Annotated in this window: 12 protein-coding genes; 5 read left to right on the top strand and 7 right to left on the bottom strand. The window is 75.5% G+C overall.

Features of this window, described 5'->3' with window-relative positions; translation table 11 throughout:
* Positions 1-39 precede the first annotated feature (39 nt).
* On the bottom strand, positions 40-1,296 hold the full coding sequence (gene mltA, locus IEX99_RS09990; protein ID WP_229677919.1) for a murein transglycosylase A: 1,257 nt from the start codon (positions 1,294-1,296) through the stop codon (positions 40-42).
* 217 nt (positions 1,297-1,513) lie between these two features.
* On the bottom strand, positions 1,514-2,203 hold the full coding sequence (locus tag IEX99_RS09995) for a Tim44/TimA family putative adaptor protein (RefSeq protein ID WP_188899896.1): 690 nt from the start codon (positions 2,201-2,203) through the stop codon (positions 1,514-1,516).
* Positions 2,204-2,358: 155 nt separating this feature from the next.
* On the opposite strand from IEX99_RS09995, the gene IEX99_RS10000 reads away from it, so the two are divergent.
* Complete coding sequence (locus IEX99_RS10000; RefSeq protein WP_188899897.1) at positions 2,359-2,913, top strand: histidine phosphatase family protein; 555 nt, start codon at positions 2,359-2,361, stop codon at positions 2,911-2,913.
* 168 nt (positions 2,914-3,081) lie between these two features.
* Here IEX99_RS10000 and lgt read toward each other — a convergent pair whose 3' ends face one another.
* Both lgt and rfaD read right to left on the bottom strand, forming a co-directional pair.
* Positions 3,082-3,897 carry a prolipoprotein diacylglyceryl transferase gene (lgt, locus tag IEX99_RS10005; protein ID WP_188899898.1) on the bottom strand — a complete coding sequence of 272 codons (816 nt, stop codon included), beginning with the start codon at positions 3,895-3,897 and terminating at the stop codon, positions 3,082-3,084.
* Positions 3,897-4,877: an ADP-glyceromanno-heptose 6-epimerase gene (rfaD, locus tag IEX99_RS10010; protein ID WP_188899899.1), complete on the bottom strand. Its 981-nt coding sequence runs from the start codon at positions 4,875-4,877 to the stop codon at positions 3,897-3,899. The genes lgt and rfaD overlap by 1 nt, the downstream gene beginning before the upstream one ends.
* Positions 4,878-5,003: 126 nt before the next feature.
* On the opposite strand from rfaD, the gene IEX99_RS10015 reads away from it, so the two are divergent.
* The 4 genes from IEX99_RS10015 (at position 5,004) to IEX99_RS10030 (ending at position 8,654) form a co-directional block, all read left to right on the top strand.
* Complete coding sequence (locus IEX99_RS10015; protein ID WP_188899900.1) at positions 5,004-5,432, top strand: accessory factor UbiK family protein; 429 nt, start codon at positions 5,004-5,006, stop codon at positions 5,430-5,432.
* A gap of 157 nt (positions 5,433-5,589) precedes the next feature.
* A complete protein-coding gene (locus IEX99_RS10020; protein WP_188899901.1) occupies positions 5,590-6,096 on the top strand; it encodes a type III secretion system chaperone family protein in 507 nt (168 codons plus the stop codon).
* A gap of 219 nt (positions 6,097-6,315) precedes the next feature.
* A complete protein-coding gene (locus tag IEX99_RS22690; RefSeq protein WP_188899902.1) occupies positions 6,316-7,113 on the top strand; it encodes a DUF2189 domain-containing protein in 798 nt (265 codons plus the stop codon).
* Between the two features lie 254 nt (positions 7,114-7,367).
* Positions 7,368-8,654: an MFS transporter gene (locus IEX99_RS10030; RefSeq protein WP_188899903.1), complete on the top strand. Its 1,287-nt coding sequence runs from the start codon at positions 7,368-7,370 to the stop codon at positions 8,652-8,654.
* 89 nt (positions 8,655-8,743) lie between these two features.
* On the opposite strand, the gene IEX99_RS10035 is transcribed toward IEX99_RS10030, so the two are convergent.
* The 3 genes from IEX99_RS10035 to IEX99_RS10045 all read right to left on the bottom strand — a co-directional run.
* On the bottom strand, positions 8,744-9,385 hold the full coding sequence (locus IEX99_RS10035) for a hypothetical protein (RefSeq protein ID WP_188899904.1): 642 nt from the start codon (positions 9,383-9,385) through the stop codon (positions 8,744-8,746).
* Between the two features lie 134 nt (positions 9,386-9,519).
* Positions 9,520-11,160 (bottom strand): gamma-glutamyltransferase family protein, encoded by a 1,641-nt coding sequence (locus IEX99_RS10040; RefSeq protein WP_229677920.1) that lies wholly within the window; start codon positions 11,158-11,160, stop codon positions 9,520-9,522.
* Between the two features lie 282 nt (positions 11,161-11,442).
* A partial coding sequence (locus IEX99_RS10045; RefSeq protein WP_188899905.1) for a glycoside hydrolase family 16 protein occupies positions 11,443-12,323 on the bottom strand: 881 nt, incomplete at its 5' end.

Consider the following 12,323-nt stretch of genomic DNA (forward strand, 5'->3'; position numbering starts at 1 on the left):
CGCCGGCCGCGGCGTCGAGGCCGCTCCGGTCCGGACCCCTTACGGGCGAGGCGGCGGCTCGTGGTATTCCGCCATCTCCGTCGCGCCCTGGCGCGGCAGCAGCACGAACATCTCGACCGGCTCGCGCATCCGCCCGGCGCGGTCCCCGGCCTCCGGTCCCCAGCCCACGAACAGGTCGCCCCGCGCCGGCCCGCGGATCGCCCCGCCGGTGTCCTGCGCCACCACCAGCCGGCGCAGCGGCGGCGCCGCGCGTTCGCCCTCCCCCTCGCGCGCCCGTGTCGCGACGAAGACGGGCGCCCCGAGCGGCACGAAGGCCGGGTCCACTGCGATCGAGCGCATCGGCGTCAGCGGCACGCCGAGCGCGCCGATCGGCCCCTGGTCCGGCCGCAGCCCCTCCACCAGGCGGAAGAAGACGAAGGAGGGATTCTCGCGCATCAGCCGCATGCCGCGCTCCCAGCCCTCCCAGTCGGAGGCGTTCAGCCAGTCGCGGATGGCCTGCATGGACATGCGTTCGCGCGGAATCTCGCCGCGCTCGATCAGGGTCCGCCCGATCGCGTGGTAGGGACGGCCGTTCTGTCCGGCGTAGCCGACGCGCAGCAGCGTGCCGTCCCGCAGCACCACCCGGCCGGAGCCCTGGATGTGCAGGAAGAAGGCCTCGACCGGATCGTCCACGTAGACGAGCTCGAGGCCGCGGCCGGCGAGCGCCCCGTCCTCGATCTGCGCCCGGGTCGGCAGGGGCTCGAGCCGCCCGTCGCGCCACCGGCCGAAGGCGCGCCGCGCGGCGAGGCCGCCGGCCACGCCGCCCTGGGCGAGCGGGGCGATCGTCGCCTCGGCCAGCTCCGGGGGGCGGGCATAGAGCGGCACGTGGTAGGTCTCGTCGGGCTCCCGGGCGCCGCGAAGGACCGGCTCGTAGTAGCCGGTGAGCAGGCCGGGCTCGGCGACGGCGAAGGGCTGGAAGCGGCGCTCGAAGAAGCGGCGCGCCCGGTACTCCCGGGCCTCGGCGACCAGGCGGGCGCGCATCCGGGCCCGACGGCCGTCGGCCGCGAGACGCGGTTCGGTCAGCCGCGCCAGCGCGGCGTCGAGGGCGGCGGCTCCGGCGCAGGCGTCGCGCCAGGCGGCCGGGCTGCCGCCGCGCCGCGCCGCCTCGCCCGCTCCGCCCAGCTCGCGCCCGGCCGGCATGGCGGCGAGGGCGCGGCAGCTCTCCAGCAGTGCGGGCAGCGCCTCGGACGGCCGGTCCTCGGCCCAGCCCGGCAGCGCGCGCCACGCGGCGGGCCGCAGCGGCGCCGGGGCCTCCACCGCCGCGCCTGCCCCCGCCGCCCCGCGAGGGGAGGCCGGCGCCCCGGCGCCGGCAGGAGCGGCCGGCAGCAGAAGGGCGAGCCAGAGCGCGGCGGCGTTGCGAGGGCGCGGCACAGCGCGCCGCAGGATACCCGCCTTCGGTGCCGCGCGCGAATCATGACGCGCGCGGCACGGGCCGCGTCGCCGCGACGGCGGGCGGGGCGGGGGCCGGCCCGGATCAGCCGGAACGGGTGCCGACCAGCTTCCAGGTCGGGTCGCCGCTCGTCAGGTCGCGCTGGAAGGTCCAGATGTCGGTCAGCTCGGTCACCGCCTCGGTACCGGAGACGATCTCCCCGTTCGGGCCGGTGGTCACGTTCACCTGATCGCTGACGAAGCGGACCGTGACGTCGGCGACGGTGCCGCGCAGGTCGGCCGCCTCGATGGCCGTCTCCTGGACGGCGCGGATCTCGGTGCGCTGGCGCTCTCCGGCCGCCTCGCGCGCCGAGATGGCCTGCTCGAAGCCGGCATAGGTGTCGTCGGAGAGCAGGGCGCGCAGCGTGTCGCGGTCGCCGCGCGCGAAGGCCTCGACGATCATGCGGAAGGCGGCCTCGGCCCCCTCCAGGAAGCGGTTGGGGTCGAATCCCGGGTCGGCGCCGCGGATGCGGGCGAGCGCCTGGCCCACGGGCGAGCGCGGGTCGGGCACGATGCGGCGCGCCTGCCCGGCGGTCAGGGCAGGGGGGAGGGCGTCCGGCGCCTCCGCCTCGCCCGCCGCGGCGGCGCGCGGATCATAGCCGGCGGCGGGACGCTCCGGCTGGGGCGGCCGCTCGTAGCCGGTCCGGCGGCCGAGCACGCTGCGCAGCCGCAGCACCAGGAACGCCGCGACCATGGCGTAGAGGATCAGATCGATCGGGATGCCGCCGCCCTGCATTCCATGGACTCCTTCGGCGCAGACTTAGGGACGCGCGGCCGCCGCCGCAACGGCGCCGGTCCCGTCGCTTGCCGGGGGGCGGCCCGGCACGGTATCGGCGGGCTGCGGGGCGCCTGCGTCCCGCGCCGCCACCCCATGCCGGTCCCAGCGCCCCGATGATCCTTCTGCGCCACGGCCAGAGCGAGTTCAACCTGCACTTCACCGCGACCCGGCGCGACCCCGGCATCCCGGACCCGGCGCTGACCGAGCTCGGCCGCCGCCAGGCGGAGGCGGCGGCGGAGGCGCTGGCCGGGGAGGGCATCCGCCGGATCCTCGCCAGCCCCTACACCCGCGCGCTGCAGACCGCGGAGCCGATCGCCCGCCGCCTCAACCTGCCGGTGACCGTGACCCCGACGGTGCGCGAGCGCTACGCCTTCACCTGCGACATCGGCACGCCGGCGACGGAGCTGGCGCAGCGCTTCCCCCACCTCGACCTCGCCCGCATCGAGGAGGTGTGGTGGCCCGCCGTCGAGGAGCCGGCGGAGCAGGTCGAGGCCCGCGCGGCGCTGTTCCGGGCCGAGATGGCGGCGCTGCCGGACTGGAACGACACGCTGGTGGTCTCCCACTGGGGGTTCATCCTGTGCCTGACGGGCCGGAGCGTGGCGAACGGGGAGTGGCTGCGCTGCGACCCGACGGCGCCGGGGCCGGAGCGGGTGGTCTGGAGGGCGTGAGGGGGAGCGGCGCGGAAGGTCGCCATCCTCCGCCGCAACCGCCGAGCTGCAAGGCCTGTCGCCTCCCTCGGCGGTGCGGAAGGTCGAAAGCGCGCGCTCATGGGCCGTCGCCACGAGGATGAGGCGGGGAAGCCGCGGGACGAGGGGGAGACGCGCCCGACCGCCTGCCTACGCCGCCGGCCGCGCCGGCTCCGGCTCCGCCCTGCTCCGCAGCATCAGCCACGCCCCCACCGCCACCATCGGCAGCGACAGGAGCTGCCCCATCGTCGCTCCGCCCCACAGGAAGCCGAGATGCGCGTCCGGCTGGCGGAAGAACTCGCCGGTGATCCGCGCCACGCCGTAGCCCGCGAGGAAGGCGCCGGAGAGGAAGCCGCTCCGCGCCCGCAGCCCCGGCCGCCCGACCAGCACCATCATCGCCGCGAACAGGACCGCGCCCTCCAGCGCCGCCTGGTAGAGCTGGCTCGGGTGCCGCGGCAGCGGGCCGGCGCCGGGGAACACCATCCCCCACGGCACCTCGGTCACCCGCCCCCACAGCTCGCCGTTGATGAAGTTGGCGATCCGCCCGAGGCCGAGGCCGATCGGCACCACGCACACCACCCGGTCGGCGAAGCGCAGCCAGTCGAGCCCGCGCGAGCGCGCGAACCACCACAGCGCCAGGATCACCCCCAGCATGCCGCCGTGGAAGCTCATGCCGCCCTGCCAGATGTACAGGGCCTCCCACGGATGGAGCAGGTAGTGGCCGGGTCGGTAGAACAGCACGTAGCCCAGCCGCCCGCCGAGCACGATGCCGAGCGTCGCCCAGACGATGAAGTCGTCGAGCTGCTCGGGCGTCGCCGCCCGCGGCGGGCGCTGCACCAGCCGCCGCGCCAGCCGCCAGCCGATCACGATGCCGGCGATGTAGGCCAGCGCGTACCAGCGGATGGCGAACGGCCCGATCTCGACGAGCACCGGGTCGATCCGGGGGAAGGGGATGGCGTGGAGCATCAGCGGTAGGGGTCCGGCTGCAGCAGGAAGTCCCGCACGGTGCGGCGCACCCCCTCCTCCAGCGGCGTCGGCGGGCGGGTCCAGCCGGCCTGGCGCAGCCGGTCCATCCGCGCCGCGGTGAAGTACTGGTACCTGCCCCGCAGGTCCGCGGGCATCTCGACGAAGCGGATGTCGGGCGGCCGGCCGAGCGCGGCGAACAGCGCATTCACCAGGTCGAGGAAGGTCCGCGCCGTCCCGGTGCCGAGGTTGAACAGCCCCGAGACCTTCGGGTTGTCCAGCAGCCACAGCATCGCGTCCACGCAGTCGTCCACGTGGACGAAGTCGCGCGCCTGCGCCCCGTCGGCGATGTCCGGATGGTCGGAGCGGAACAGCGTCGCCGGACCGCCGGCCATGACCTCGCGGAACTTGTGGAACAGCACGCTCGCCATGCGGCCCTTGTGGTACTCGTTGGGGCCGTAGACGTTGAAGAAGCGCAGGCCCGCCCATTGCGGCGGCGCCGGCGCCCCGCGCGCGAGCAGGTCCGCCACCCGCCGATCGAAGGCGAGCTTCGACCAGCCGTAGAGGTTGAGCGGCCTGAGCCGCGCGAGATGCGCGGGCGAGGCGTCGTCGTCGAAGCCGAGCGCGCCGTCCCCGTAGACCGCAGCGGAGGAGGCGTAGATCAGGGGCACCCCGGCCTCCGCGCACCACGCCCAGAGCCGCAGCGGCAGGGCGAAGTTCACCGCCGCCACCAGGTCGCCGTCCCGCGCCGTGGTGTCGCTGATGGCGCCGAGGTGCAGCACCGCGGCCACCGGCGGGCGGGCGGCGAGGTAGTCCTCGATCTCCTCGGGCGGCAGGATGCCGGCGATCGGGTGGCGGGCGAGGTTCCGCCACTTGTCCTCCCGGCCCAGCCGGTCCACCACCATCACCTCCGCCCCGCGGGCGCAGAGCGCGGCGACCAGGTTCGAGCCGATGAAACCGGCGCCGCCGGTGACGAGATACATGCGGAGCGCGTCCCGTGCGTGCTGCGGGCAGGAGGCCGGCCGGCCTCGCGCGGCACGGCGCCGGCGCGGTATAGGCTGCGCCCGAGGAGCCGGGCAAGGCGGCGACCAGCAGGAGGCGGCACGGGCATGGGCGAGCACACGAGAGGCGGCGGCGAGGTCCCGGGCGGCGGCGAGCGCGGCGGCGGCAGGCGGGGCGGGCTGTTCGACGACCTCGCGGGCGTCGCCGGCGGCGCCTTCGCGGCCCTTGCCGGGCTGCGCCAGGAGGTGGAGGCCGCCGCGCGCAGCCAGGTCGAGGCCATGATCCAGCGGCTCGAGCTGGTCCGCCGCGAGGAGCTGGACGCGGCCATGGAGGTCGCCCGCCGGGCGCGCGAGGAGGCGGAGGCGCTTGCCGCGCGCGTCGCCGCGCTGGAGGCGCGGCTCGACGCCGGCGCCGCGGCCGGGGCGCCCGCGCCCGCCGCGCCGCCGACCGGCACGCCGCCGCAGGGCAGCGCCGCGGCCGAGGCTCCGGCCGGGATGCCCAATGCCGGGGCGGGCGGTTCTTCTGCGGGAACTTGAACTCCGCCGCGCAACCGGCGGGGGACCAAGCTCTTGCGGAACTCCGGCGTGCTTGGCTAATCTAGCATTTGTGGCGGGTCCGTCCGAATCCCCCAACACCCGGGGGGCCATCCGGACGACAGGGGGGACCCGTCGGGAAGAGAAGGAGGGGTTCGCGATGCCCGCCACCTTGGGCTTCGGCCGCGAGCGTGCCGCCGCCAATCCCCTCGATGTCCTCGAACAGATTCTCGCCGCGAACGAGTGGGCCTTCGAACGCCGCTCGGACGGCGAGATGGCGGCCGAGGCGCCGGGGAAGTGGTGCGACTACGGGCTCTATTTCTCCTGGTCGCCCGAGATCAGCGCCATGCACTTCACCTGCGCCTTCGACCTGAAGGTGCCCCACGGCCGGCGGGACAGGCTGTTCGAGCTGCTCGCCCTCGCCAACGAGAAGCTCTGGCTCGGCCATTTCGGGCTGGAGGGCGAGGAGGGGGTGCCGGTGTTCCGCCACTCCGTCCTGCTGCGCGGCGCACCGGGGGCGAGCGCCGAGAGCCTCGAGGACATGGTGGACATCGCGATCGCCGAGTGCGAGCGGTTCTTCCCGGCCTTCCAGTTCGTCCTCTGGGGCGGGCGCAGCCCGGCCGATGCCCTGGCCGCGGCGATGCTCGACTGCGTCGGGGAGGCATAGCGCCGCGCGGCGTTCGCCGCCGCCTCACCGGCCTGTGACCGCCGCGGGGCGGCGGCGGCCCCAGATTCCTTCGCATCGAGGTCCGCCGGTGGCCGACGACGGCAGGGGCGGGCGTCGGCAGGGCGCGATCTTCCCGCGCCGTCGGCGCCCGGCCCCGCCGGCCGACCGGATCGGGCCCTCTCCGGCCGCCGCAGCGGCCTGCCGCGGAGGGAACAAGCGATGCCTGGTGTCCGGACCGCCGCCGCCGAGCTTCCCGGCCAGCCCGTGCTGCGCCGCATCGGGCCGCGCGAGCTGGGCGAGGCGCTCGGCGCCGGCGTCGCCGATTTTCTCGCCGCCCCGACCCAGCTCCTGTTCCTCGGCGTGATCTACCCCGTCGTCGGGCTGATCGCGGCGCGGGCGGCCTGGGGCGGACCGCTGATGCCGCTGTTCTGGCCGCTGGTCTCCGGCCTGTCGCTGGTCGGGCCGGTCGTCGCGCTCGGCCTCTACGAGATCAGCCGGCGGCGGGAGCGGGGGCTGCCGGTCTCCTGGCTCAATGCCTTCGACGTGCTGCGCTCGCCCGCGATCGGGGCGATCGCGGTGCTCGCGGTGATGCTGCTCGCGATCTTCCTCGCCTGGCTTGCCGCGGCGCACGCAATCTATCAGGCGACGGTCGGCGCCGCCGGCCCGCCGCCGGCGACGGTGGGGGAATTCCTCGAGCGGGTCTTCACCACCGAGGCGGGCTGGCGCCTGATCCTGATCGGCAATGGGGTCGGGTTCCTGTTCGCCGTGCTGGTGCTGAGCCTGACGGTGGTCTCCTTTCCGCTGCTGCTCGACCGCCCCGAACTCGGCCCGGGGACCGCGGTGCGGACCTCGCTGCGCGCGGTCGCCCTGAACCCGGTGCCGATGGCGCTCTGGGGGCTGATCGTGGCGGGGTTGCTGTTCCTCGGCTCGCTGCCCTTCTTCGTCGGGCTGGCGGTGGTAATGCCGGTGCTCGGGCACGCGACCTGGCACCTGTACCGGCGGGTGGTGGAGCGCTGAGCGGCGCCTGGCGCCGCCGCTCCCGTGCCGTCGTTCACCGCACCGCTGTCCTCGCCGCCCGTCCGTGCCCGCGCTCCGCCCGCCGCGGTCCTGATCCTGCCCCGCCCCGGGCCCGGCGCAAGGGCAGGACCGGCATCCCGGCCCCGCGCTCGACGCGCGGGGTCCTCCGGTGTAGGGCTTGAGGCCGCGACCCGGCGCAGCGGCGCGCGACGCGCGAGGCGGCGCGGGCGGACCTGGAGGAGGCGACGCCCGCCATGAGCAGCAGCACGGAGGCGGGGCGGGCGGTGGCCACGCCCGACGCGGCGGACCGCCGCGCCGAGGAGACCCGCACCCTCTGGCTCGTCTCGGCGGCCCACCTCGTGAGCCACCTGCACATCCTGGTGCTGCCGCCGCTGTTCCCGCTGCTGCGCGACCGGCTCGAGGTCGGCTTCGTCGAGCTCGGCCTGGCGCTGACCGTGTTCAACGTGGTCTCCGCCTTCGCCCAGGCGCCGATGGGCTTCGTGGTGGACCGGCTGGGGCCGGTGCGGATGCTGGCCGGCGCGCTCTGCCTCGGCGGCGCCGCCTTCGTCTCGCTCGGGCTGGTCGGGAGCTACGCGTGGCTGCTGGTGGCGGCGGCCCTCGCCGGGGCGGCGAACAGCGTCTACCACCCGGCCGACTACGCCATCCTCACGCGCGCGATCGGCGAGCAGCGGATGGGCCGCGCCTTCTCGATCCACACCTTCGCGGGCTTCCTCGGCGGCGCGATGGCGCCGGCGCTTGTGCTCGGCGTGGCCGCGACGGCGGGGCTCGAGGCCGCGCTGATCCTCGCGGGGCTGGTCGGGCCGGCGGTCGCCGTGCCGCTGCTGCTGGCCTCGCGCCGCGGCCTGGCCGGGGAGGCGACGCCGCGCGCCGCCGCCGGACCGGCCGCCCCGAAGGCGTCGGCCGCCGCGGTTCCGCCCGGCGCGGTGCTGACGCCGGCGGTGCTTTCGATGGCGGTGTTCTTCCTGCTGCTCAACCTCTCGACGGGCGGGGTGCAGAACTTCTCCGTCGCGGCGCTGACGCAGGGCTACGGCGTGGCGCTGGGCGCGGCGAACGTCGCCCTGACCGCGTTCCTCGGCCTGAGCGCGGCGGGGGTGCTGGCCGGCGGCTGGCTCGCCGACCGCACGCGGCGGCACGGGCTGGTCGCGGCGGGGAGCTTCGCGCTGACCGCGGCGCTGGTCGCCCTCGTCGGCGCGGTGCCGCTCGGGCCGGTGCCGCTGGCGCTGGCGATGGGCGCGGCGGGGTTCTTCTCCGGCCTGATCATGCCCTCGCGCGACATGCTGGTGCGCGCCGCGGCCCCGCCGGGCGCGGCGGGGCGGGTGTTCGGCATCGTCTCGACGGGGTTCAACGTCTCCGGCGCGATCGGGCCGGTGATCTATGGCTGGATCCTCGATCAGGGAGCGCCGGGCGGGGTGTTCGCCGCCGCGGTCGGGTTCATGCTGCTCACCGTGACGATGGCGCTGGGGAGCGAGTGGCGGCGGCTGCGGCGGGAGGCGGCGGCGGGCCCGCTGGCGGCCCGCTAGAGCCGTTTCCGCCCGGCCGTGCCCGCGGCAACGGCTCCCGCGCGTTGCCTGCCGAGCCGATTCACGCTCCCGGCCGTCCGCGATCTGGGCTAGGGTCCGCCTCCGGTCGCCGCGGCGCTCGCCATCGCGGCCGCCTTCGCGAGAAGCGGGTCGCCACGAGCGATGCCGAACTCGTCGCAGAAGCGGCTTATATGCGGCTCGGCTTCCGCCGGCCGGCCCGCCGCGATCAGCGCCAGCCCCCAGGCGAGATGCGTCTGGACGTAATCGTCGAGCCCGAATCGGGCGAACCGCATCGTCGAGCGCCGCTCGAACAGCCGCACGACGTCGCGCGGCGAGCACACCGCGTCGGAATCCTTCCGTGCGGCGGCGACCGCCTCGGAGGCGACCCTGGCGAGCTTCGATGCGCCCCGCCAGGTCGCCGACGGATCGCTGAAGGAGCACCAGTCGGGGACGGAGCCGGCCTCGTCGATGGGGTCGATGCAGAGGTCGAAGTCGGCGGCGCCGTCGGTCCCTTTCCACCGGAGTCTCCGGTTGCGGCAGGCGGGAACGAAATCGAGGCTGAAGCCCCAGCGCGCCGAGAACCGATTTCCCTTCAACGCCTGGATCTCGAAGACCTCCCGCACCATCGCCTTGGTGCTCCGCACCCAGCGGCGCGCGCGCACCGCGGCGAATCCCGTTGGCAGCAAGAGCGCGGAGAAATGCGGGGAACACAGGTCATCGGCGGACGCCATGGCGGCGCGGTCCTCCCTTGACGGGGCGATCCTCGCACCCTGGCTCCCGGATCATGACGCCGTCAAATCCATGAGGACGCGACGGCGCGCCGCCAGGCGACGGGCGGTCCGCGCGGTCGTCGCGGACTGCACCCTCACCCCACGCCCATCGCCAGCCCGTCGCGCTGCGGGTCCGCCCCGCCCTCGAGCCGGCCGTCGAACATCGCGATGCCGTGCACCCCGGCGAAGGCGAAGCTCAGCGGCGAGCGGCGCACCGCGTAGCCCTCCGCCTCCAGCGCCTTCTGCACCGCGCGCGGGATGCGGTTGGAGATGTCGATCACGTCCGAGGTGGCGCTGAAGCGCGGCGCCGCCACCGCCTCCTGCATCCCCATCCCCCAGTCGAGCAGGTTGAGCAGCACCTGCAGCACCGCCACGGTGATCCACGCCCCGCCCGGGGCGCCGAGCGTCGCCACCGGCCGCTCCTCCGCGTCGAGCACGATCGCCGGCGACATCGCCGAGTAGCGCCGCTTGCCCGGCGCGATCGAGCCCGCCCGGCCCGGCCGCGGGTCGTACCAGTTCATCGCCCCGTTCAGCATGAAGCCGGTCCCCGGCGGGATCACGCCGGAGGGCGTGCCGAGCGTGTGCGTCAGCGACACCACCATGCCGTCGGCGTCCACGCAGGAGACATGCGTCGTGTCCCGCCCGTCCGCCCCGACCCGCGGCAGGGAGGCGCGCTCGCCGCGCCGGATGCGCGCCGCGCACGCGTCGGCGTAGGCGTCCGAGAGCAGCCACTCCACCGGCACCGGCCGGAAGGCCGGATCGCCGACGTGCCGCTCCTTGTCGAGCCCGGCGATCCTCATCGCCTCGGCCACCACGCGGATGTAGTCCGGGCTGTTGTGGCCGAGGGAGACGAGGTCGAAGCGCTCGAGGATGCGCAGCATCTCGCCCACCACCACGCCGCCCGCCGGCGGCTCCGGCAGCGCCACGGTGAAGCCGCGGTAGGGCACGCGCAGCGGCGGGCTCGTCCGCGGCCGGAAGGCGGCGAGGTCGTCGCGGGTCAGCAGCCCGCCGTTCCGCGCCATGTCCTCGACGATCCGGCGCGCGAGGGCGCCGGCGTAGAACGCCTCCGCCCCCTCGCGGGCGAGCAGGCGCAGGGTCTCCGCGAGGTCCGGGTTGCGCACCGGATCGCCGATCCGCTTCGGCGTGCCGTCGGGGCGCAGGTAGAGCGCGCGCCCCTCGGCGGAGAAGGCGAGCTTCGCGGCGTAGGGCAGGCGGCCGTAGGCGCGCTCGTCCTTGGCGAACTGCTCGGCGACGTGGGGGCGGACGATCCAGCCCTCCTCGGCGAAGGCGATCGCCGGCCCGAACAGCGAGGCCCAGGGGAGGCGCCCCATCGCCGCATGCGCCTCGGCGAAGACGCGCAGGATGCCGGGGACGGCGACGGCGCGGTGGCCGAGCTCGTTCACCCCGCCGCGCACGGCGTAGCCGAAGCCGTCGGAGCACTCGCGCTCGAAGATGTCGGCCCACATGTCGGGCCGGCAGGCGGCGGGGCAGGTGGAGAGGCCGTTGACCACCACGAGCCGCCCGCCGCCGCGCGGATCGAAGACGTGCAGCGTGCCGAGGCCGCCGACGCCGCACATCAGCGGGTCCACCACGCCCTGGGTCAGCGCGCAGGCGAGCGTCGCGTCGAGCGCGTTGCCGCCGGCGGCGAGCACCGCGGCGCCCGCCTCCGCCGCCTCGGGCTGCGGCGCGACGATCATGGCGCGCGGATCGGGCAGGCGGCGCGGCGGGCGCGGCATGGCGGCGGACTCCTCGGCGGGCGGCGGAACCGAGCCTAGCGCGGATCGGCCGCCGGGCAGAACCCGCCGAGGGGCACCGCCCCGCGCCGATCGGGCGCGCGTCATCCCCGGCGGGGGCGCGGCATCCGGCGCCGCCGGACGGCGCGGGGGACCGGGACCGCCGCTCCCGGTCCTCCGCCTCATCGCGCGCGGCGCCGCGCGAAATCCGCCGCGCCTCCGCCAGGCGCATGGGCCGTCGGCAGGCGGGCCGTCCCCGCTGGGGCGACCCGCCGCCGCGGCGGCTCAGCCGCCGATCCACTCGCTGACGCGCACGTAGTCCACCATGATCTCCACGCGGTCCACGCCGGTGCCGTTCGGCGAGCCGTACCAGGCCTCGTGCGCCGCGCCGACATGGCCCTGCAGGCCGACGCTCATCGGCTCGTTCGGGATGTTCTCGGTGAACTCGTGGATCAGGCGGCCGTCCACGTAGAGCGCCAGGCGGTCGGGCGTCCAGTCCAGCGTGTAGGTGTGCCACTGGCTGTAGTCGATGTCGAAGAAGTGGGACTCGTAGCGGTCGTCGTTGTTGCCGCCCGGGCCCCGCCAGTGGTTGGTGAACATGCCGTCGCCGTACGGCGTCTCGAGGATGTTCACCTCCGGCGGCCAGCGGCTGAGATCGGCCGGCCACAGCAGGAAGCAGGGGCCGGCGCCGTTCACCTCCTCGCTCACCTTGGCGCGGATGTCGACCCGTCCGTAGGTGAAGGTGTAGCCGATGCCCTCCGGCGCGCCCGGGTAGGGCCCGGTGGACAGGCCCCCCACGCTCCACATGCCGTTGCTCTGCTTGCTCAGGCCGATGGTGAGCATGCCGTTGCCGACCGAGACCTCGCCCGGATCCCAGTAGAAGGCGCCGTTCCAGTAGGTGGTGCCGCCGTAGATCATGGGCCAGTTGGCGTGCACCACCGAGTTCCCGTCGAAACCGTCGAAGAAGGTTTCGCGGAACTTCCAGGCGTTCTGGTCGGCGTCGCTGCCCGGCGCCGGCGCGGCGGGCGGGGCGCCGCCGGGCTGCTCGAGCTGCTCGCGGGTGACGCCGCTGACGCCGGGCAGGCGGACGACGTCGTCGCCCCAGCCGTAGCGGTAGATGGTGACGGGGACGCCGTCGGCGCGCAGGACCTCGCGCACCACCGCGC

Source organism: Caldovatus sediminis, from assembly GCF_014644455.1.
GTDB classification, from domain to species: Bacteria; Pseudomonadota; Alphaproteobacteria; order Acetobacterales; family Acetobacteraceae; genus Caldovatus; species Caldovatus sediminis.

Bases quoted from the DNA above. Each gene is read 5' to 3' on its own strand.
- IEX99_RS10030 (WP_188899903.1), top strand. From the start codon at position 7,368: ATGAGCAGCAGCACGGAGGCGGGGCGGGCGGTGGCCACGCCCGACGCG.
- lgt (WP_188899898.1), bottom strand. From the start codon at position 3,897: ATGCTCCACGCCATCCCCTTCCCCCGGATCGACCCGGTGCTCGTCGAG.
- IEX99_RS22690 (WP_188899902.1), top strand. From the start codon at position 6,316: ATGCCTGGTGTCCGGACCGCCGCCGCCGAGCTTCCCGGCCAGCCCGTG.
- IEX99_RS10020 (WP_188899901.1), top strand. From the start codon at position 5,590: ATGCCCGCCACCTTGGGCTTCGGCCGCGAGCGTGCCGCCGCCAATCCC.
- IEX99_RS10040 (WP_229677920.1), bottom strand. From the start codon at position 11,160: ATGCCGCGCCCGCCGCGCCGCCTGCCCGATCCGCGCGCCATGATCGTC.
- rfaD (WP_188899899.1), bottom strand. From the start codon at position 4,877: ATGTATCTCGTCACCGGCGGCGCCGGTTTCATCGGCTCGAACCTGGTC.
- IEX99_RS10015 (WP_188899900.1), top strand. From the start codon at position 5,004: ATGGGCGAGCACACGAGAGGCGGCGGCGAGGTCCCGGGCGGCGGCGAG.
- IEX99_RS09995 (WP_188899896.1), bottom strand. From the start codon at position 2,203: ATGCAGGGCGGCGGCATCCCGATCGATCTGATCCTCTACGCCATGGTC.
- IEX99_RS10000 (WP_188899897.1), top strand. From the start codon at position 2,359: ATGATCCTTCTGCGCCACGGCCAGAGCGAGTTCAACCTGCACTTCACC.
- IEX99_RS10035 (WP_188899904.1), bottom strand. From the start codon at position 9,385: ATGGCGTCCGCCGATGACCTGTGTTCCCCGCATTTCTCCGCGCTCTTG.